General features: G+C 70.9%; 16 protein-coding genes and 1 pseudogene. 6 read left to right on the top strand and 11 right to left on the bottom strand.

Annotation, left to right across the window (positions count from 1 at the left end):
- Nucleotides 1-88 precede the first annotated feature (88 nt).
- Nucleotides 89-2509 carry a glycosyl hydrolase family 95 catalytic domain-containing protein gene (locus K338_RS22090; protein ID WP_051154776.1) on the top strand — a complete coding sequence of 807 codons (2421 nt, stop codon included), beginning with the start codon at nt 89-91 and terminating at the stop codon, nt 2507-2509.
- Entirely contained in the window at nt 2493-3512 is a 1020-nt protein-coding gene (locus K338_RS0111225) for a LacI family DNA-binding transcriptional regulator (RefSeq protein ID WP_022918270.1), read from the top strand. Before K338_RS22090 ends, K338_RS0111225 begins: the two co-directional genes overlap by 17 nt.
- Nucleotides 3513-3556: 44 nt before the next feature.
- On the opposite strand, the gene K338_RS0111220 is transcribed toward K338_RS0111225, so the two are convergent.
- From K338_RS0111220 to K338_RS0111210, 3 genes are all read right to left on the bottom strand, one after another.
- A complete protein-coding gene (locus tag K338_RS0111220) occupies nt 3557-4513 on the bottom strand; it encodes a carbohydrate ABC transporter permease (protein WP_022918269.1) in 957 nt (318 codons plus the stop codon).
- Nucleotides 4510-5409 carry an ABC transporter permease gene (locus K338_RS0111215; RefSeq protein WP_084481046.1) on the bottom strand — a complete coding sequence of 300 codons (900 nt, stop codon included), beginning with the start codon at nt 5407-5409 and terminating at the stop codon, nt 4510-4512. Before K338_RS0111215 ends, K338_RS0111220 begins: the two co-directional genes overlap by 4 nt.
- 152 nt (nt 5410-5561) lie before the next feature.
- Entirely contained in the window at nt 5562-7214 is a 1653-nt protein-coding gene (locus K338_RS0111210) for an extracellular solute-binding protein (protein ID WP_027286741.1), read from the bottom strand.
- A 377-nt stretch (nt 7215-7591) separates the two neighbouring features.
- Here K338_RS0111210 and K338_RS22085 point away from each other — a divergent pair, with 377 nt between their 5' ends.
- Nucleotides 7592-10426, top strand: a complete 2835-nt coding sequence (locus K338_RS22085; RefSeq protein ID WP_022918266.1) for a glycoside hydrolase family 3 C-terminal domain-containing protein — start codon at nt 7592-7594, stop codon at nt 10424-10426.
- A 13-nt stretch (nt 10427-10439) separates the two neighbouring features.
- Here K338_RS22085 and K338_RS22080 read toward each other — a convergent pair.
- From K338_RS22080 to K338_RS0111175, 6 genes and pseudogenes are all read right to left on the bottom strand, one after another.
- Nucleotides 10440-10682: pseudogene (locus K338_RS22080) on the bottom strand (RidA family protein); the annotation flags it as partial.
- A gap of 59 nt (nt 10683-10741) precedes the next feature.
- A complete protein-coding gene (locus K338_RS0111195; protein ID WP_022918264.1) occupies nt 10742-11155 on the bottom strand; it encodes a hypothetical protein in 414 nt (137 codons plus the stop codon).
- On the bottom strand, nt 11122-11811 hold the full coding sequence (locus tag K338_RS0111190) for an SDR family NAD(P)-dependent oxidoreductase (RefSeq protein WP_022918263.1): 690 nt from the start codon (nt 11809-11811) through the stop codon (nt 11122-11124). The genes K338_RS0111195 and K338_RS0111190 overlap by 34 nt, the downstream gene beginning before the upstream one ends.
- A 73-nt stretch (nt 11812-11884) precedes the next feature.
- Nucleotides 11885-12358: a hypothetical protein gene (locus tag K338_RS0111185; RefSeq protein ID WP_022918262.1), complete on the bottom strand. Its 474-nt coding sequence runs from the start codon at nt 12356-12358 to the stop codon at nt 11885-11887.
- 86 nt (nt 12359-12444) lie between these two features.
- The gene (locus K338_RS22075; protein WP_022918261.1) at nt 12445-13257 is read right to left on the bottom strand and encodes a sigma-70 family RNA polymerase sigma factor; all 813 of its coding nucleotides are present in this window, start codon (nt 13255-13257) and stop codon (nt 12445-12447) included.
- A 98-nt stretch (nt 13258-13355) separates the two neighbouring features.
- Entirely contained in the window at nt 13356-14261 is a 906-nt protein-coding gene (locus tag K338_RS0111175) for an SDR family oxidoreductase (RefSeq protein ID WP_022918260.1), read from the bottom strand.
- Nucleotides 14262-14418: 157 nt separating this feature from the next.
- Here K338_RS0111175 and K338_RS0111170 point away from each other — a divergent pair, with 157 nt between their 5' ends.
- From K338_RS0111170 to K338_RS25555, 3 genes are read left to right on the top strand one after another with little or no spacing between them, the layout of a single operon-like run.
- Nucleotides 14419-14607 (top strand): hypothetical protein, encoded by a 189-nt coding sequence (locus K338_RS0111170; protein WP_022918259.1) that lies wholly within the window; start codon nt 14419-14421, stop codon nt 14605-14607.
- Between the two features lie 33 nt (nt 14608-14640).
- Nucleotides 14641-15657, top strand: a complete 1017-nt coding sequence (locus K338_RS0111165; protein WP_022918258.1) for an SDR family oxidoreductase — start codon at nt 14641-14643, stop codon at nt 15655-15657.
- Nucleotides 15654-15797, top strand: a complete 144-nt coding sequence (locus K338_RS25555; RefSeq protein WP_022918257.1) for a hypothetical protein — start codon at nt 15654-15656, stop codon at nt 15795-15797. The genes K338_RS0111165 and K338_RS25555 overlap by 4 nt, the downstream gene beginning before the upstream one ends.
- On the opposite strand, the gene K338_RS0111155 is transcribed toward K338_RS25555, so the two are convergent.
- On the bottom strand, nt 15791-17560 hold the full coding sequence (locus tag K338_RS0111155; protein ID WP_022918256.1) for a glycoside hydrolase family 15 protein: 1770 nt from the start codon (nt 17558-17560) through the stop codon (nt 15791-15793). The genes K338_RS25555 and K338_RS0111155 overlap by 7 nt on opposite strands.
- Nucleotides 17561-17570: 10 nt before the next feature.
- The gene (locus tag K338_RS0111150; RefSeq protein ID WP_022918255.1) at nt 17571-19814 is read right to left on the bottom strand and encodes a catalase; all 2244 of its coding nucleotides are present in this window, start codon (nt 19812-19814) and stop codon (nt 17571-17573) included.
- Between the last annotated feature and the right edge of the window lie 87 nt (nt 19815-19901).

Below are 19901 nucleotides of genomic sequence, written 5' to 3'. Positions count from 1 at the left end.
AAGCGGTTCAACACTGTATCCAGAGGCGAGCGGCTGTGTAAAGTGGTCGTGGCGAACCACTGCCGATCCGCACGAACGGAGCAGTTCCATCGACGCGACCGACGATCTCACCGGGTTCCGACGACCCACGGACCGTGGCACGCACACGCTCTGGTACCGGAACTCTTCGACAGCCTTTGTCGAATCGCTTCCGGTCGGGAACGGGCATTCCGGTGCCACCCTGTCCGGCCTGCACGGTGGAGAGCGGATCCAGGTGAACGAGGGCTCGGCCTGGTCCGGACCAGCAGGCCTGCGCCCGCAGCTCACCGCCGAGACCGGGCCTGGTCGGCTCGCCGAAGTGCGCCGGAAGCTGGCGACCGGCGAGCTGCGGGCGGCCGAGAGGCTGCTCACCGGGTTCCACACCACGCACGCCCAGGCGTTCTTGCCGTTCGCAGTGGTCGAGGTGCGCACCGACGGCATCAGCACCGACCCGCCCGGGCGCGCGGTGGAGCGCTGGCTGGACCTGAGCACCGGGATCGCCGGCCACTGCTACCAGCTCGGGACCACCGCTGTGGCGCACCGCAGCTATGCCTCGCACCCACACCAGGTGCTCGTGCACGAGGTCACCGCCAGCGCACCGCTGGACCTGCGCCTGGCCGTGGCTCCGGACCGGCTGCGCGGCGGTCCGGCCGAGGCCCGGGCACTGGCCGCCACCTCCGGTGCGCTACGCCTGGACCTGGAGCTTCCTGCGGACGTCCCACCCGGACCGGACGGTTCCCCGGTGCTCTACGACGAGCGCTCCCGCAGCGCTGCCCTGCTGCTGCACGTGGACACCGACGGCACCGTCGCCACCGACGAGGGCACACTCGTGGTCCGCGCCGCCCAGCGGGTGCGGCTGCTGGTCGCCACCGGCAGCGTGCTCCCACCAGGGACCGCAGCAGCGGCTCCGGGCGTGCGGCATGCGAACCTGGCGCCAGACCGGGACAGGCTGCAGCAGCTGCTCACCGACCGGGTGCACGCCGCCGCGGCGCTGTCCCCTGCCGCACTGCTGGCCGCCCACCTGGCCGACCACCGCGAGCTGTACCGGCGCTGCGAGCTGGACCTGGGGTCCGCACCCGGGCTGCCCACCGACGAGTGGATCACCGAGCACGAGGCCACCGGCACCGGGGAGGGACCGCTGGCCGCGCTGCTGTTCCACTACGGCCGCTACCTGCTGATCGCCTCCTCCCGCCCCGGCGGGTTCCCGGCGAACCTGCAGGGGATCTGGAACGACCGGCTGCCCCCACCGTGGAACAGCGACTACACGATCAACATCAACACCGAGATGAACTACTGGCCGGCCCTGGTCACCGGCCTGGCCGAGTGCCTGGTGCCGTTGACCGACCTGCTCGGCACGCTGGCCGAGACCGGCCGGGCGGCGGCCGCGCTGTACGGTGCCGGCGGGTGGACCGCGCACCACAACACCGATCCGTGGGGGCATGCCTACGCCGTGGGCGGGTCGACCGCAGCGATCGTGTGGGCGAGCTGGCCGCTCGGCGGCACCTGGTTGTGCCGTGCGCTGCGGGACCACCTGGACTTCACCGGTGACCTCGCGGCAGCACGGCGCAGCTGGCCGGTGCTCGAGGGGGCGTGCCGCTTCGCAGCTGATTGGATCGTCGACTCCGGGGAGCACACCGAGACCAGCCCGTCGACCTCACCGGAGAACCAGTACCTCGCCGGCGACGGACAGCCCACGGCCCTGGGCCGAAGCAGCACGATGGATGTGGCGCTGCTGCGCGACCTGACCGAGACCGCTGCCCTGGTGGCCAACCGTCTGGACCGGCACCCGGACTGGCTGCCCGCCCTGACCCGGAAGGTCGCCGCGCTGCCCGACCCGCGCGTGGGCAGCCGTGGCGAGCTGCTGGAGTGGTCGGCGCAGGTGGTGGAGGCAGAGCCGACGCACCGGCACACCTCACACCTGGTCGGCCTGTACCCGCTCGGCCGGTGGACCCCGGAGGAGCAGCCGGAGCTGACCGCTGCCGCGGCGCGCACCCTGGACCTGCGCGGCCGGGAGTCCACCGGGTGGGCGCTGGCGTGGCGGCTAGCGCTGCGCGCCCGGCTGCGGGATGCCGCCGGCGCGCACGACCAGCTCGTCCTGTCCACCCGGGCCGCCACCGGCAGCGGGCAGCGGGGCGGGCTGTACCCGAACCTGTTCAGCGCCCACCCTCCGTTCCAGATCGACGGGAACTTCGGGCTGACCGCGGGGATCGCCGAGCTGCTGCTGGGCTCCCACAGCGGTGTGCTCGAGCTGCTGCCGGCGCTGCCGCAGACGTGGCCGGCGGGGCGCGTGCGGGGGTTGCGCGCCCGCGGTGGTCTCGAGGTGGACGTGAGCTGGCGCAGCGGTGCACTCACCGAGGCCAGGTTCCGTGCCGCTGAGCCCACCCGGTTGGCGGTGCGCTGGCCCGGTGGGCAGGATGAGCTGACCCTGCTGGCAGGGGTGGAACAGGTGCTGACCCCCGGACCAAGGAGATCCGATGACGACGATCGATGATGTGGCGCGGCGCGCGGGGGTGTCCGCATCCACCGTCTCCTATGCGCTCAGCGGCAAACGGACGATCTCCGCTGCGACCCGGCTCCGGGTGGAGAAGGCGATCGCCGACCTCGGCTACACCCCGCACGCCGGTGCCCGTGCCCTGGCCTCAGCGCGCACGAACGTGCTGGCGCTGATGGCGCCGCTACGCCCGGATGTGGACGTGAGCGTGATCATGCAGTTCGTCACCGGCGTGGTGACCAAGGCACGCAGCCACGACTACGACGTGCTGCTGCTCACCCAGGAAGACGCCGCCGGACTGTCCCGGGTCGCCTCGGGCATGGTCGACGGGCTGATCCTGATGGACGTGGAGGCCCAGGATCCGCGGATCCCGGTGGTGACGACGCTTCGGCAGCCGACCATCCTGATCGGCTTGCCCGAGGACTCCCGCGGCATCAGCTGTGTGGACTTCGACTTCGATGCTGCTGCCCGGATGGCGGTCCGGCACCTGCGCGGCCTCGGCCACCGCAACCTGGCGCTGCTCGGGCCGCCGCCGGCGGTGCTGGAGCGGCACACCACGTACGCCGACCGGTTGTTCACCGGGTACCGCGCCCAGTGTGCGGCCGACGGCCTGGAGCCGGTGATCGAGGCCACCGGCACCTCGCACGCTGCTGCGCTGGCTGCGCTGGACGCTGTACTGACCCGCAGCCCGGGACTGACCGGTCTGGTGGTGCACAACGAGGCAGCGCTCGCCTCTGTCGTCTCCGGGCTGCGCGACCACGGCCGTCACGTGGGTGAGGACGTCGCCGTGCTGGCGCTCTGCCCGGCGTACGTGGCGGAGTCCCAACCCATCCCGATCACCTCGATCGACATCCCAGCGCTGACCATCGGCGAGGTGGCGGTGGAGATGCTGCTGGAGCGGATGGCTGCCCCGCACGCCACCGAGACCCGGCTGCTGGCGCCCACGCTGCACGAACGGCAGTCCACGTTCCCGTTGCAGCCGCCCGCTCCTACCGGTCGCTGATCGCTGCACCACCGGATCGCGCTGCGCCTCCTTGGTCGCAGTGCTCAGCCCTTGATCGCCCCGAAGATGACGCCCTTGGTGAAGTGCCGCTGCACGAACGGGTAGACGATCAGTACCGGGACGATGGCCATCACCACGACCGCCATCTTCACCGGCAGCCCGGTGACCGCACCGGAGGCGACGTCCACCTGCCCGACACCCGACCCGGGCAGGGTGACGCCCTGGAGCACATAGGAACGCAGCACCAGCTGCAGCGGCCACTTGGAGTTGTCGTTGATGTAGAGCATCGCGTTGAAGAACGCGTTCCAGTAGCCCACGCCGTAGAACAGCGCCACCACGGCAGTGACCGCCTTGGACATCGGCAGCACGATCTGGCCGAGCACCCGCCACTCCCCCGCACCGTCGATCCGGGCGGCATCGGTGATCGCCTGGTCGATACCCATGAAGAAGTTGCGCACGATGAGCACGTTGAACGCTGAGACCGCAGTGGGCAGGATCAGCGCCCAGTAGCTGTCGATCAGCCCGAGGTGGCTGACCAGCAGGTAGGTCGGGATCATGCCCGCGCCGAAGAACATCGTGGCCAGCAGCAGGAAGAGGATCGGCCGGTGGGCGAAGGAGTTCGGTCGGGACAGCCCGTAGGCGCACAGCACCGAGACCGTGGTGGACAACAGTGTGCCGACGGCGGTGATACCGATGCTCACCAGCGTGGCGCGGGTGACGATGCCGCCGGAGAGGATCTGCCGGTAGGCGGCGAAGGTGATCTCACCGGGGACGGTGACCAGTCCACCGGCGGCGTTGATCGTCGCCTGGGTGGAGATGGAGGTGAGCACGATCGTGTACAGCGGGTAGAGCACTGCGAGCACGATCAGCGTCAGCGCCACGGTCTTGCCGACGTACCCGGCGATCGTGGGCTGCTCCTCCCAGATCGGCCGGTGCTTGGACCTGCGGACTCGTCGTACCGGGCCGGCGACTGTGGCCGACCGTTGCAGTTGCACTGTCATGCGCGCTGGTACACCCCCGCCTCACCGAAGACGTGCGCGAGCTTGTTCGCGCCGAGCACGAGCAGCATGCTCACCACTCCTTTCACCAGTCCGGCAGCCGCGGCGAAGGACCAGTCGCCGGCGATCACGCCCTGGTAGTACACGTAGGTGTCGATCACCTCGGCCGCCCCCGGCCCCACCGCTCCGCGCTGCAGGATGAGCTGTTCGAAGCCCACGGTCAGCGCATCCCCCAGCCGCAGGATGAGCAGCAGGATGATCACCGGCCGCAGCGCCGGCAGGGTGACGTGCCAGGTGCGCCGCCGGCGGCTGGCACCGTCCACCACCGCCGCCTCGTACAGCGCCGGGTCGACTGTGGACAGCGCCGCCAGGAAGATGATGATCCCCCACCCAGCGTCCTTCCAGACCGCCTGGCTGGTGATCAGGATGAGGAAGGTGTCCGGGTCGGTCATCAGGTCGAAGTGCACACCGTGGCCCGCCAGGATCCGGTGCAGCTGGCTCGCGCCCCCGAAGATCTGCTGGAACACCGTGACCACGATCACCCAGGAGAAGAAGTGCGGCAGGTACACGATCGACTGGATGGTGGTGCGGATCGCCGGTGTGATCACGCTGTTCAGCAGCAGGGCCAGCGCGATCGGGATCGGGAAGAAGAACACCAGCTGGAATGCGGTGATCAGCAGCGTGTTCTTCACCGCGTTCAGGAACAGCGGGTTGGTGAACACCCGCTCGAAGTTGTCCCAGGCCACGAACGGTGAGTCGACGATGCCCACGTAGGGCGAGTAGTCCTGCCAGGCGATGATGTTCCCGGCCATCGGCACGTAGGCGAACACCGCCAGCAGCACGATCACCGGCACGGTCATCAGCAGCAGCGACCGGTCCCGCTTGATCTGCGCCCACATGCTCACCTTGCGCACCGGCACCGACGCCGACGTGCGACGGTGCGCGGTGCCGGTCACCGGCCGGCGCCGTCGGCCGCCTGGCCCCCCGTCCGCGGTGCCGCGCTGTGCGGTGCCCGCCGGGCGCGCCGGTGCCGCATCGGCCACCTGCTTGCTCACTGCGCGTCCAGGATGTCCTGGTAGAACGTGCGCAGCTCGTCACCGCCCGAGCTCCGCCAGGTCTCCACGGCCGCGTCCAGGTCGTCCAGGCTCTTCCGCCCGCGGGCGATGCTCTTCTCCAGGTCCTCGAACGGCTGGTCCAGGCTGGCGTACTCGTTCGGTTCGGTGATCTGCATCCCGTAGAAGGCCGGGTCCTGCACATACTCGGCAGCCTCGGCCATCCAGGTGCAGAACGCCTCCACGAAGCCCGGGTACTGCACGTAGGCGTTCACCACCGGCGGGTCGGTGAGGAAGGTGTAGGTCGGCTGCACCTCGGTGGTGGCCAGCTCGGTGGGCTCGGGCAGGCCCTGGTGGCCGAGGGTGTAGTGCACCCCTTCGAGGCCGTAGTTGATCAGCTGGTACTCCACGGTGCCGAACGGGGAGGCGAGGAAGTCCGCGACGGCGAGCAGCTCCTTGATCTTCTCCTTGTCCTCGTTCTTCTTCACGAAGGAGAAGATGTTCGCCGGGTTGCCCTTGAACAGCACAGGCGTCCCGCCGTCGGCGGCGAACACCGGGAACGGCGCCTGGGAGTAGTCCGGGTTCGACCCGAGCTGACGCCCGAGCGCCTCGTGCCAGCCACCGATGCCGTCCGCGGTGATCAGCACCTGGCCGGACTCGAACCGCTGCTTGCCGTCCCCGGTGTCGGCCACCGCGTCCGGGTGCACCGACCCCTGGGCGTACAGCTCGGCGATCCACGCCAGAGCGGCCCGGTACTCCTCGGTCTCCACCCGGTGGGTGAGGGTGCCGTCGTCGTCGATCCGCCACTTCGGCGGCACGGCATGGATGATCGTGGCCGTGGTCCACAGGTCGTTGGCGCCCCACTGGTTGCCGCCGGTGAGCTCCTTGGCCAGGTCGAGCAGCTGCTGACCGTCGGTGGGCAGGTCGGTGATGTTCTGCTCCGCGAAGAGGTCGTCCCGGTAGAAGGTGGCGTCGGTGATGATCTCGCCGGGGAACGGCAGCGCCTTGATCTGGCCGTCGAACACGCAGAACTTCCACACGTCGGTGGCGATGTTCGCCAGGTTCGGGTAGTCCTGGACCGCGTCCCCGCCCAGGTAGGGGGTGAGGTCCTCGAACAGCGCCTCGACCGCCTGGTCGAAGCGCGGGGGCACGTTCCAGGTGGGGATGGAGACCCAGTCCGGCACGTCGGCCTCAGAGGCGAGCACCGCGGCGAGCTTGTCCCCGTAGGTGTTCCCGTCGCTGATCTGGAACTCGATGGTGGAGCCGATCGCCTCGTTCACCGCATCGAAGTACGCGTTCCCCTCAGTGGGTGGGATCGTGCCCCACAGCGGGGTCATCGCGGTGAACGTGGATCCGGAACCGGGCGGGGTGTCGAAGACCTGGACGAGCTCCTCGGGGATCGTCGCATACCCGGCGGTAGAGCCGTTCACGCTCGGGAAGTCCGGTTCCACGTAGTCGATCGGGATGTAGCTGGGCAGCACCGAGCTGACATCGCCGGGTCCGGCGGACGCAGTGCCCGGGGCGGTGGTGGCATCGCCGGTGCGGCAACCGGCCAGCAGCGGTGCCGCAGCGACGCCGGCACCCACCATCGTCAGGAACGTCCGCCGGTTCAGCGGGAGGGCCGGCCGCGGGGCTGAGGTGTCGTACTTCATCGTCGCCTTCACTTCCTCGTGTGACTGGTGAAACGCTGCGAGTACCGGTTCGGCAAGAAAATTGTCGAAGCGGTTCGAATGCGTCGATCGTAACCACCGAGACCACGACACGCAAGACCAGGCACCGGCCACCAGCGGCCTCCCAGCAGCACCGAATGCTCCTTGGCCGGCCACTCGACGGAGCGATGTTCAAAGTTCCAGCCAGTTCTTGGTCCGCTCCACCGTCGTGGCACCAGGAGCGGCCGAACTACCACCGACGTTCCTCCAGCGCCCAGCGACCCGCGGCACACCACCTCGACCCGCAGCACCTGGCTGACTACACTCCCCGGTAAGTCGAACCGTTTCGAACTTCATCTCCATCTACGAGGACGTACCTGATGAGCCAGCACCACGCGGCACCGGCCGGCGCGGCGCCGACCGCTGCCCTTCCCCGGCAGGTGCAGGACCTGCTGACCGCCCTGGACCCCGAGGAGCGGCTGGCACTGCTGCACCAGGCGACCCCCGCCGTCCCGCGCCTGGGCCTGGCCGCGTTCCACACCGGGGCGGAAGTGCTGCACGGGGTGGCCTGGCTGGGCACTGCGACCGTGTACCCGCAGGCGGTGGGTCTGGGCGCGACCTGGGATCCGGACCTGTTGCGCCGCATCGGCGAGCAGGTGGGCACCGAGCTGCGTGCCAAGCACGCGGCCGACCCGGCAGTGAGCCGGAACGTGTGGGCACCGGTGGTCAACCCGCTGCGCCACCCGCGCTGGGGCCGCAACGAAGAAGGCCTGTCCGAAGATCCGCACCTGACCGCAGACCTGGCCGGAGGCTATGCCCGCGGGCTGCGCGGTACGCACGAGGTGTGGCGCACAGTGCCCACGCTCAAGCACGTGCTCGGCTACAACAACGAGACCGACCGGGCGGTCACCTCGTCCCAGCTGCCCGCCCGGGTGCTGCACGAGTACGAGCTGCCGGCCTTCCTCGGTCCGCTGCAGGCCGGCGTGGCCGGGGCCCTGATGCCGGCCTACAACCTGGTCAACGGCCGCCCGTGCCACATCAGCGGTGAGCTGCTGGAGGAGCTGCGCCGGCAGGCAGCCCTCGAGCTGCTGGTGGTCTCCGACGCGGGCGCCCCGACCAATCTCACCGAGTGCGAGCGGTACTTCGACGACCCGGCCACCGCGCACGCGGCTGCGCTGCGCGCCGGGGTGGACTCCTTCACCGACAACGGCCAAGACCCCGAGCCCACGCTGACGCACCTGCGCACCGCTCTGGCTGAGGGCCTGATCAGCCAGGAGGACGTGGACCGGGCTGCCGCACGTGTGCTGCTCACCCGGTGGCGTACCGGCGAGCTGGACGCCGCGGCCGACCCCTACGCCGGCACCGGTCCGGACCAGGTGGACGCCCCGGAGCACCGGGCGCTGGCCCGGGAGGCAGCCGCGCGGGCGACCGTGGTGCTGGGCAACGACGGGCTGCTGCCGCTCACCGGCAGCGGCCGGGTGCTGGTGGTCGGTCCGCTGGCCGACCGGGTGCTGCCGGACTGGTACGCGGGCGAACCGCCCTACACCGTCTCGCTGGCCGATGCCGTGCGGGCCCGGTGGGCCGGCCCGGTGCAGGTGGACGACGGCGCCGACCACCTCCGGCTGAGCACGGCCGCAGGCGTGCCGGTGGTGTGTGCCGCCGACGGACAGCTGCTGGCCGAGCCGGGCGGGCAGCCGGACGAGTGGCACGTGACCGACTGGGGGCACGGTCTGCTCACCGTGGCGGCGGCTGGCACCGGGCTGCTCTGGCGGCCGCGCGGTGATGGTGCGGTGCGGGCGGACTCCCCGCGCCCGCACGGCTGGGTGGCGCAGGAACCGTTCCGCACCCACCGGCACGAAGACGGCTCGTTCTCCTACCTGCACGTGGCCAGCGGGCGATGGCTGCGCACCGAGAGCTACGGCGGGCGGGTGGTGGCCACCGCAGCCACCCTGGCTGAGGCGGAACGTTTCACCGTGGCCGTGGTCTCCTCCGGGCCCGCGCGCGCCCGCGCCCGGGCGAGGGACGCGGACCTGGTGGTCTGCGCCGTCGGGAACGACCCGCACCTGCTCGGTCGGGAGACCGAGGACCGCCCTGGTCTGGCGCTGCCGGCGACCGCCACGACCCTGTGGCGGACCGTGCGCGCCGAACAGGACGACGCAGTGCTGGCGCTCATCTCCTCCTACCCGTATGCACTGGCGCCGGCAGAGGCCGGCGCCCGCGGGCTGGTGTGGTCCAGCCACGGCGGGCAGGAGCTGGGCCACGGGCTGCTGGACGTGCTGCTCGGTGAGGTGGAGCCGAGCGGCCGGCTGTCGCAGACCTGGTGGCGCAGCGAGGCGGACGCCGGCGACCTGCTCGACTACGACATCCTGTCCGCACGCAGCACGTACTGGTACTCACCGGCCGAGCCACTGTTCGCATTCGGGCACGGGCTCACCTACTCCCGCGTGGTCTACCGGGAGCTGCAGGTGATCGAGGACGGCGGAGCGCACCGGGCGCAGGTCACCCTCGCCAACACCGGTGCTCGCCCGGCCACCGAGGTGGTGCAGGTGTACACCGACGCTCCCGACCATCCGCTGGTCTTCCCCCGGCGGCTGGCCGGCTACACCCGCGTGCTGCTCGCACCGGGTGAGGAGCAGGTGGTGCACATCGACATCCCGCCAGACCGATTCCAGCACTGGGACGCCGGTGCGGGCGCGATGCGCACCGAGGCCGGTCGCTACCGGGTGCTCGCCGGGCCGAGTGCCGCCGGCTGCCCGTTGCTGGCCGAGGTGGAGCTGGCGGCACCGCCGCGGCCGGAGCGCACGCTGCCACTGCTGGCGGTGGCTGCGGACAGCTGGCACGGCACCCGGATCGAGGAGGCGCTGCCGGAGCGCGGACATGTGCTCACTGTCCCCGGCGGACGTGGCAGGCTGGGCTTCGAGGACGTGCGGCTGCCGGCGGCCGGGGACCGGGACGACCAACTGCACGCGGCTGTCCGGCTGGTGGCGCAGGTGGCGCGCACCCGTCCGGACGCCCCGGCCGGGCTCCGGGTGGAGATCCTGTCCGCAGCCGGCGAGACGCTCGCGACCCTGGCGGCCGACGTGCCTACCGGCACCGGCCGGCACGAGCTGGTCGACCTGCCGCTCGGCGCCCTCCCCGCCGGTGAGGAGCCGGTGCGGGTGCAGGTGCACCTGTCCGGAGTGGTGCGGCTGGTGCATCTGGACACACAGCAGTAGGGCAGCGTGCGGCTCAGGGCTCGGCGACCACTGCGAGCGCGTCGGTCTCCACGAGCACCTCCTCGCGCGGCAGCCCGCAGACGAGGGTGGTGCGGGCCGGGAACACCGCGGTGCCGCACCGTTCGACGACGAAGTCCGCATAGGCCTGGTTCATCGCGGCGAAGTGGTGCCGGTCGGTGAGGAACACGCGCAGGGAGACGACGTCGGCGAAGGTGGCACCGGCTGCCTCGACGATCGCGGCCACGTTCGCCAGCGTGCGCCGGTGCCGGTGCGCTCGTGGTGCGGACGGCGGTCTTGGTCATCGTCTCTCCTCGGTCAGAAGTCGGTGGTCACCACGTCCAGGACGCGCAGCTGGTCGTCGACGGTCACTGCTGCGCGCCACGTGCAGCGCCAGTCCGAGGTGCTGCCACGGGTTCGCGCGGGCGCACAGCCCGTGGTCGTGGGTGAGGTGGGCGCCGGAGCGGATGATGCCCTGCACCGGACGGGGCCCGGTGCACCGAGCTCGGCCAGGACCACGTCCACCAGGTCGCTGCCGCCCACGCTGACCACCGGCAGTCTGGCCGTCGCCGGTGCCCACTGCCGCAGCCCTTCCTGCTCGACGGCGCAGGCCAGGGTGCGTAGGTTCCGCACGTACTCGACCACTCGCCGGGCGCGCGGGCGTTCGCTGTGGTCCACCAGCGGTCCCTCGTAGCCGGTCACCCCGAGCAGCGGCAGGCCGGCCGCGTGCACGTCCCGGGCGAGCTGCAGGGCTTCCTCCGGGGTGCGGGCACCGGTCCGCCCTCCGGCGACACCGAGCTCGACCAGCAGCCCGAGCCCCCGGGGGGCGGGCCGTGGCTGCCGAGGCCCAGGTACGCGGCGGCCAAGTACAGCTTGCGGGACAACGCGGCCTTCACGTGCGGGGCGTGCGCCACCCGGTGCTCGGCGCAGACGCGGGCCATAGTGGTGATGTCGTGCTGCAGGGCGCTGTCGTCGAGGGTCAGCAGCGGCCAGGAGAAGGCTTCGGAGAAGATCGACGGACAGGTGGCCTCGATCGGTGGACTCAGCTGCCGGGGAGCCGGAACCGTGCCGCAGCGGCACCGGAGAGGTGCCAGGCCGCCTCGGCCCAGTGATGCCGGCGGCATGCACCAGCACGTCGATCGGGCCGACCTCCTGGTGCGTCCAGTGCTGCAACGCGTGCACCCGGTGCGGGTCACGTCGGCAGCGCAGGTGCGCCGCTGGGAGACCGGTGCACCGGTCTCGGTGGCCATCGCACCGAGGCCGTCGCGGCTCGTCGCGGTCGCCACCACGGTGGCCCCCTCGGCCAGGAGCGTGGTGACGGTGGCGCGCCCGATGCCGGAGTCCGCTCCGGTCACGAGTGCTGTGCGTCCTGCGACGTCCAGATCCATCAGTCCTCCGGTTCTGTGCGTGCACGCCGGGCGTGCCGGGCCGGCAGGGCCCGCCCCGGCGCGTGGTGTGGAGTCACTGCCTGCTGCCGAAGCTGGTGTGGCGGGCCAGTGCGCGTGCGATGAGCACGTCCAGCCCGCTGACCAGGAGGTAGCAGGCGACGGCTCCGCCGCCGGTCGACGGCCAGGCCCAGAATCCGGGGAGGAGGGACAGCCCGTAGGCAGCAGCGATCGCGGCCCCTACGGAGAGCATGTCCACACCACCGCTGATCGTCAGGGCCTGTCGGCTCTCCGGCAGGCTCCCGCGGGAGGTCGCGGCTACGAAGATCGCACCGACCAGCACGAACCCCACCGCCGCACCGAGCCCGAAGGCGATCGTCTTGCTCGCCGTGATGGTGCTCTGGGTGCCGCTGACCAGACCGTAGGCGACGGTCACGGTGATCGAGAATCCGTACGCGGAGGCGTTGTTGCGCAGTGCCGTGCGGACGCCGCGGGCATAGGTGGTCGGCTCCGGTCCGGAGGCAGAGACATCTGCAGCGTCCTCAGTCACGGCGTTCTCCCCCGATGGTCGTGGCGGCCACGTGCAAGCCCTGCTCCTCTCTGTGCCCTTCTGGACCGGTCGGCTGGGCCGGCGGCTCAGCCGGCCTCCTGCCACGGCACGATCCAGCTCCGCAGCTTGGTCAAGATCTGCTCGAGCAGCCGGGAGACCTGCATCTGGCTCACCCCCAGGGCCGCACCGATCTCTTTCTGGGTCGACCCCTGCACGAACCGCAGCCAGAGGATCTTCCGCTCGCGCAGCGTCAGCGCGCGGACCGCCGGCAGCAGCACGAGCCGGGCCTCGGTCGCGGCGAAGTCGTCGCTGCTAGGAAGCCGTGCCTCCGCCCACCGCCCGCTGGTCTCACCCAGAGCCTCCACGGAGACGGTGCGAGCCACCTGCTCGGCCACCCGCACCTCGCGCAGGGCGTGCTGCTCGATCCCGCTGGCGGCCGCCAGCTCCTCCTCGGACGGAGGATGCCCCAACCGCTGGGTCAGCACCGCCTCGCACTCCCTCAGCTCCAGCTGCAGCTCTTGCAGCCGGCGCGGTGGACGCACGTTCCAGGCCAGGTCGCGGAAGTACCGCTTCAGCTCCCCGGTGATCGTCGGCACGGCATGAGCCAGGAACGACGGGCCCCGGTCGGCCTGGTAGCCACAGATGGCCTTGCACAGGCCGAGGCTTGCCACCTGGACCAGGTCGTCCCTCTCCGTGCCCTTCCCGCGGTACCGGGCTGCGATCGTCTCGACCAGCGGCAGGTGCATCGCTACCAGGCGCTCGTAAGCAGCCGAGCGCGCTGCCGGCTCTGCTGTCGTACGCAGCTGCTCCAGAAGCCGCTCCGCAACCGGGCCGGAGGTGGGACCACCGGTCGCCACCTGGTCCTCGGCCGCGACGACGTGCTGCTTCGAAGCAGTCATAGGTCGACCCATCACACGACGGTCGCGAGCCGGCTGCTTGACCCGCTCACCTCGCCCTCATCGAAGCACCAGACCTCGTGCTCGGCAACGCGAGCGGGTCAGAACACCGGTTTGCCACCAGTGACCCCGAGCACCGTTCCAGAGACATAGCTTGCTTCCGCTGGTGCCGCCAGGAACACGTAGGCGGGGGCCACCTCACCCGGTTGCCCGGCACGGCCGAGCGGGGTGTCTCCGCCGAAGCTCTCCAGGTGGTCGCCGTCCTGGGTGGCCGGCTGCAACGGCGTCCAGATCGGTCCCGGGGCCACGGCGTTCACCCGGATGCCCCGGGGCCCGAGCTCAGCGGCGAGGTTGGCGGTGAAGTTGTTGATCGCCGCCTTCGTCGCCGCGTAGTCCAGCAAGGTGACCGAGGGCAAGTAGGCCTGGATCGAGGTGGTGTTGATGATGCTCGCGCCGGGCTCCAGCAGCGGCACCGCCGCGCGCGTGAGCCAGAACAACGAGTACAGGTTCGTCTTCAGCACCCGGTCGAGCTGCTCGGTGCTGATCTGCTCGATCCCGGTGGTCCGGGCCATCTGGTACCCGGCGTTGTTGACCAGCACGTCCAAGCCACCGAGGGCAGCAGCGGCCTCGCCTGGGAGCCCGGCACAGTGCTCCGCCTCCGTGAGGTCACCGGGGAGCAGCACCGCCTGCTGGCCGGCCTCCCGCACCCATCGGGCGGTCTCCTCGGCGTCCTGTTGTTCGCTGTCCAGGTAGGAGATCGCCACGTCGGCACCTTCCCGGGCGAACGCGATCGCCGTGGCGCGCCCGATTCCGGAGTCGCCGCCGGTGATGAGGGCACGCAGCCCGTGCAACCGATGGTGACCTACGTAGGACTTCTCGCCGTGGTCCGGGACAGGGTTCATAGCACTCGTCAGGCCTGGGGGCTGCTGCTCCTGGGCAGGGAAGCCGCCCTCGGAGTTGACGAGCTCGGCGGCAGAGGTGGCGATGGACTCATGTTCGGCACTCATACCGTGCGTAGTACCCGTTGCCGCCAGACGTACACCCCCAGGGCGGGTGCTGGGCAGGTTTTGGTCCGCGGCCTTTCGGGTAGCAGGAGGGCATGGACCGCGCCGACGAGGACAGGGAGACCCGGCAAGGAGCTCCCACGGGTAGAGGTGACCGACCATGACCGCCGCGGACCCCGAGACCGTCTGCACCACGCGCAGGCTCCAGATCGGGACCGACCAGGCCGGGGACGCGTGGACCACCCCGGGCGGGCTGCAGGCGTGGTGGTGGTCCGACGAGCCGGCCGACCGGGGCACCCACGCGGGCGTGCCAGTGCTCGTGGAACACGGTGCTGGACGCACTCGCTGAGCTCGAACCACACGTCAGCGGAAAGGAGAGGCGATGACCAGCGCAGCGCACAAGGTGGCCGTGGTGACCGGAGGGACGGCAGGGGTGGGGCGCGCGGCGGTGCACGCGTTCGCCGACGCCGGCTACGACGTGGCCATCCTCGCTCGCGGCCGCGCAGGACTGGAAGCGGCCGAGGCAGCCGTGCGGCGGCGGGGGCAGCGCGGGCTGGCGGTGCGCACCGACGTCGCGGACCCCGACGCGGTGCACCAGGCCGCAGCACAGGTGGCCGCCGAGCTGGGTGTGATCGACATCTGGGTGAACGTCGCGTTCGTCGGTTCGCTCGCCTACTCCTGGGACACCAGCGCCGAGGAGGTGCGCAGGATCACCGAGGTGACCTACCTCGGGCAGGTGCACGGCACACAGGCCGCACTGGCACACATGCGCCCCCGCGACCGGGGCGTGATCGTGAACGTCGGCTCTGCGCTGGCCTACCGGTCCATCCCGCTGCAAGCCGCCTACTGCGGCGCCAAGCACGCAGTCGTGGGGTACACCCGGTCCGTGGTCACCGAGCTCGCCAGCGAGCACAGCAACGTGAAGCTGTGCACCATCCAGCTGCCCGGGCTGAACACTCCCCAGTTCTCCTGGAACCTCAACCGCATGCCCGGCCACCCCATGCCGGTCCCGCCGATCTTCTCCCCCGCGGTGGCCGCGCGGGGCATCGTGTTCATCGCCGAGCACCCCCGGCGGAACATGTGGGTCGGTTTCTCCACGGCCTACACGATCCTCGGCGACCGGCTGGTGCCCAGGCTGGCGGACCTGTACCTGGCCCGCACCGGCATCGGTGCACAGCAGAGCGATGCTGACCTGCCCCGCTGGGGGTCCAACCTGTTCGAAGCCAAGGACGAGCAGGAGGACCGAGGCCAGGACGGGCCGTTCCTCGCACAGGTCCGCAGCCGGGACCCGTGGTCGTGGTTGACGATGCGACGCGACCTGGTGGCGGCCTCTTTGCTGTCGGCGACTGCCGCTGCCGTCGCGGGCGTCACCTGGCGCCGAAGCAGAAGGAGAGGATGACGATGGCCGAGCTGGTCTGCCCCAGGTGCGGGTACGCCGTCACCGGGGAGCCACCGCGCTGCACGAGCGCTGAGTGCCCGCTGGCGCAGCCACAGGCGTGGCGCACAGGTGAGCTGCCGGTACGCCCGATCGACTACTGACCAGGGTCGCCGGCCAGGTCGATCGAGGTCTGCAGCAGCAGCGCGTGCACGAACGCCTGCGGCAGGTTGCCACGCAGCTGGCGCTGGGTGACGTCGTACTCCTCGGAGAACAGCCCAGGTGGCCCGCACGCGGCCCGGTTCCGTTCGAACCAGGCGCGCGCCTGAGCGTGCTCCCCTTGCTGCTCGCAGGCCAGTGCCGTGACGAAGCCGCAGAGCAGGAACGCGCCCTCCGCCTCCCGCAGCGGACGCTGGTCGTGGCGGAACCGGTAGACATAGCCGTCCTCGGTCAGCTCCGCGCGCACCGCAGCCAGAGTGGCCCTGGTGCGCGGGTCCTGTGCGGGCAGAGCGCCCCGGACCGCCGGCAGCAGCAGGGCACCATCGACACCTTCGTCCACGTCGGAACGCTGCCACCGGCCGGACGGGTGCAGACAGTCCGCGGCCGTGTCCACGACGATCGACTCGGCCAGCCTGGTCCACTGGGCAGCCTTTGCTGCTGGCGCTACCGCAGCGACTGCCCGCAACCCGGCGGCACAGATCAGCCGCGAGTGCGCCCAGTGCTGCGGTTCGAGCTCCCAGATGCCGGCATCCTTCTGCCCGTCGTGGTCCCGGATGGCGCTGACCGCCACGTCCACGGCGCGCCAGCCTGGCAGGTCCAACCGGTCGTGCCGCGCGGCCGTGCCCAGCAGCAGCAGCGCCTCACCGAAGATGTCCAGCTGGAACTGGTCGTGGATCTGGTTGCCCACGACCACCCCGGCGCCGGGGTAACCGACCAGATGATCGAGCGGTTCCTCCCGGGGCACCGGCCCGCCGTCGACCGTGTAGGCCGGCATCAGCTGCGGTCCGTCGGTGAGCAACCGCTCGGTGACGAACCGGACCGCCTGGTCGAGCACCGGCCATCCGCCGGCGACTGCGGCTGCCTGCCCGGCAAGGCTCTGGTCTCGGATCCAGCTGAACCGGTAGTCATAGTTGCGTCCTGCTTCGCTGCGCTCCGGCAGCGAGGTGGTGGCTGCTGCGACCATGCCACCGTGGTCGCTCGTCAGCCCGCGCAGCACAGCGTAGGCGTGCCGGGCGTCCCGGGGCGTGAGCGAGGTCACCATCGCGGGAACCTCCTGGTGCCAGCGTTCCACCGTGGCTGACCAGGCCCGGGCGGCATCTGCTGCCGGCTCGGTGAGCGGCTGGTCCGCGACCTCCAGGACCAGGTCGTGGCTGCTCCCGGCCGGGACGCTCAGCTCCAGCTGCAGCCCACGCTGACCGAGCCGGGCCCCCTCGACCCCGGTCAGCCTCAGGTGCAGGGGGCCGCTACGTGCGGTCCAGGTGCCCGCCTCGAGCCGGCTGTCCTGCACCGGGCAGCGGCCGAAGTCCGCTCGTGGGTCCAGCCGGAGGAGCACCTCTGCGTCCCGGTCGACGGCCAGCACCTGGCGCATCAGCACGGCCCGGTGCTCCTCGCCGGGGAACGCCAGCGCCTCCCGGCACTCGATCACACCGTCGGCAGTCATCCACCGCGAACGCCAGACCAGTGTGCCTTCCTCGTAGTATCCGCCCCAGACGAACCACCGGTCCTCGGGGGTGAGGGCATACAGCCCGGCGCCGCCGACGAACGAGGAGAACAGTGCGGCAGAGTCCCAACGTGGGGCGCACAACCAGCCGATCTCACCGCGGGGTCCGATCAGCGCCCCGCGTTCCCCGTCGGCCAGCAGCGCGTACTCTCGCAGCACGTGCGGTTGGCTCTGCGCCGGTTGGTCGGCTGGTCCCTGGTCGGGCATGTACTCCTCGTCACGCTTCCGACCGGGCGTCGAACCGCTGCCAGACGCGGTGCTCGGCGAGCAGCTCCAGCACCTGCGGCAGCACCCGGTCCGCTGCTTCCTCGAGCACCACCCCGGGGCGTTCCGTCCCCGGGACCAGGTCGGTGAGCACGCTGCGGCCCGCACCCCAGGCTCCGATCGGCTTGCAGTGCCGCCAGCACTCGCCGACCAGCAGGCCCAGGCGTGGCTCCACCCCAGCCGGGGCCAGGCCGCCCGCCTTGGCGTCGAGCGGTGGCGCAGCGTCGGCCGCGGGCGCTCCACCAGCCGCGACGAGCAGCGCATCGAACTCCACCGAGCGGGCGGTCAGATAGCTGCGTTGCAGCACCACCTCGTAGTTCCCGTCGCTCAGCCGACCACCGTGCGGGCCGACAAGCAGCGCGAGCACGCCCTGCTCGTCCAACGATGCCTGGGCACGGGCGGCTGCTCCTAGGTCGGTGCCTGCGTCGATCACGATGCCGACCACGCGACCATCCACCGGCCAGCGTTGCCCCACCTGAGACAAGGCTGGGCTGGTCTGCACCGGCAGGGCGTGCTGGTCAGCGGGAACGCTCGGAACAGGCAGACCCAGCCCTGCGGCGACCCGCTGGCAGAGGCCGGTGTCGATCCGCGCCAACGACTCCAGCTGCCGCTGCTTGACCACCTCCTCGTAGCACCGTCCCAGCTCGAAGGTGTACCCGGCGACCAGGTGGTCCTGCTCCACCGGGGACAGGCTGTGCCAGAAGAGACGCGGCTGGCTGTGGTGGTCGTCGAACGAGGCAGGTGCAGCGCGCTCCTTACGACCAGCGGCTACTTCCTGCGGGACGTCGATGAACGCAGCCTCCTGCCCGGCCACGAACGGGCAGCCGGCATCGAGCGAGTTCGGCTGGTAGGGCGCCACACCGCGGTGGACCGCGTCCTGGTGGAAGCCGTCCCGGAGCATGTCGTCCACCGGCGCATGCGTCCGGTTCACCGGGATCTGGGCGAAGTTCGGCCCGCCGAGCCGGGTGATCTGGGTGTCCAGGTAGGAGAACAACCGGGCCTGCAGCAGCGGGTCGTCGGTGACGTCGATCCCGGGTACCAGGTGCCCGGGGTGGAAGGCCACCTGCTCCACCTCGGCGAAGAAGTTCTCCGGTGCAGCAGTCAGGGTCAGCGCGCCGATCGGCTGTACCGGCGCCAGCTCCTCCGGCACGATCTTGGTCGGGTCGAGCAGATCGATACCCTCGAACGTCTGCTCGGGGGTGTCGGCAAAGACCTGCACGCCCAGCTCCCACTGTGGGTAGGCACCGGCCTCGATGGCGTCATAGAGGTCGCGACGGTGGAAGTCCGGGTCGGCACCGTTGACCAGCTGCGCCTCCTCCCAGACCAGGGAGTGCGCACCCAGGCGCGGCTTCCAGTGGAACTTCACCAACGTCGTCCCGCCGTCGGCATCGACCATGCGGAAGGTGTGCACACCGAACCCCTCCATCATCCGGAACGAGCGCGGGATGCCCCGGTCGGACATCTGCCACATCACGTGGTGCTGCGCCTCGGTGTGCAGGGAGACGAAGTCCCAGAAGGTGTCGTGGGCGCTCTGCGCCTGCGGGATCTCCCGGTCCGGGTGCGGTTTCGCGGCATGCACGATGTCGGGGAACTTGATGCCGTCCTGGATGAAGAACACCGGCATGTTGTTGGCGACCAGGTCGAAGACACCTTCGTCGGTGTAGAACTTGGTGGCGAACCCGCGGGTGTCCCGCACGGCATCGGCTGAGCCACGGCTGCCCACCACTGTGGAGAACCGGGTGAAGACAGGGGTCTCCTGCTCTGCGGTGAGGAACCTCGCGCGGGTGATGTGCGCAGCGGTGCCGTAGGAACGGAACACCCCGTGCGCTCCCGCTCCTCGAGCGTGCACGACCCGCTCCGGGATGCGCTCGTGGTCGAAGTGCATGATCTTCTCGCGCAGGTGGTGGTCCTGCAGCAGGATCGGGCCCCGTGGTCCCGCCTTCAGCGAGTGGTCGGTGTCCCGCAGCGGCAGCCCCTGTGCGGAGGTGAGCCGCCTTCCAGCCTGGGCCCGCGGCTCACCATCGCCGGGTGGTCGGCCGGTCGCGGACACCGGTCGTGGCGGCTGCTGGTCCGGTTTGGCGGGTGGGGGCTCCCGTGCTGCGGTCGGCTCGGCAGACGGCGCGATCGCGCCTGGCGCACCCGGGATGGTCACCTGCACCACCGGGTCATCTTTGCGGTTCTGCTCGTCACTGCTCATGGTCTCGGCCTACCCGGTCCGGCACAGAGCATGCATCGGCGCTCGCCGGAGGTGAGGATCACGGCTTGAGCAGGACCTTCGTCCAGC

Origin of the sequence: Ruania albidiflava DSM 18029, assembly GCF_000421225.1 — a bacterium.
GTDB lineage: Bacteria > Actinomycetota > Actinomycetes > Actinomycetales > Beutenbergiaceae > Ruania > Ruania albidiflava.
This window is presented reverse-complemented; position numbering and strand designations above follow the sequence as displayed.

Excerpts from the sequence above, each read along its gene's own strand:
- K338_RS0111190 (WP_022918263.1), bottom strand. The coding sequence starts at position 11,811 with ATGGATCTGGACGTCGCAGGACGCACAGCACTCGTGACCGGAGCGGAC.
- K338_RS25555 (WP_022918257.1), top strand. The coding sequence starts at position 15,654 with ATGACGATGGCCGAGCTGGTCTGCCCCAGGTGCGGGTACGCCGTCACC.
- K338_RS0111150 (WP_022918255.1), bottom strand. The coding sequence starts at position 19,814 with ATGAGCAGTGACGAGCAGAACCGCAAAGATGACCCGGTGGTGCAGGTG.
- K338_RS0111165 (WP_022918258.1), top strand. The coding sequence starts at position 14,641 with ATGACCAGCGCAGCGCACAAGGTGGCCGTGGTGACCGGAGGGACGGCA.
- K338_RS0111225 (WP_022918270.1), top strand. The coding sequence starts at position 2,493 with ATGACGACGATCGATGATGTGGCGCGGCGCGCGGGGGTGTCCGCATCC.
- K338_RS0111170 (WP_022918259.1), top strand. The coding sequence starts at position 14,419 with ATGACCGCCGCGGACCCCGAGACCGTCTGCACCACGCGCAGGCTCCAG.
- K338_RS22075 (WP_022918261.1), bottom strand. The coding sequence starts at position 13,257 with ATGACTGCTTCGAAGCAGCACGTCGTCGCGGCCGAGGACCAGGTGGCG.
- K338_RS0111155 (WP_022918256.1), bottom strand. The coding sequence starts at position 17,560 with ATGCCCGACCAGGGACCAGCCGACCAACCGGCGCAGAGCCAACCGCAC.
- K338_RS0111215 (WP_084481046.1), bottom strand. The coding sequence starts at position 5,409 with ATGTGGGCGCAGATCAAGCGGGACCGGTCGCTGCTGCTGATGACCGTG.
- K338_RS0111210 (WP_027286741.1), bottom strand. The coding sequence starts at position 7,214 with ATGAAGTACGACACCTCAGCCCCGCGGCCGGCCCTCCCGCTGAACCGG.
- K338_RS0111175 (WP_022918260.1), bottom strand. The coding sequence starts at position 14,261 with ATGAGTGCCGAACATGAGTCCATCGCCACCTCTGCCGCCGAGCTCGTC.
- K338_RS22085 (WP_022918266.1), top strand. The coding sequence starts at position 7,592 with ATGAGCCAGCACCACGCGGCACCGGCCGGCGCGGCGCCGACCGCTGCC.
- K338_RS0111220 (WP_022918269.1), bottom strand. The coding sequence starts at position 4,513 with ATGACAGTGCAACTGCAACGGTCGGCCACAGTCGCCGGCCCGGTACGA.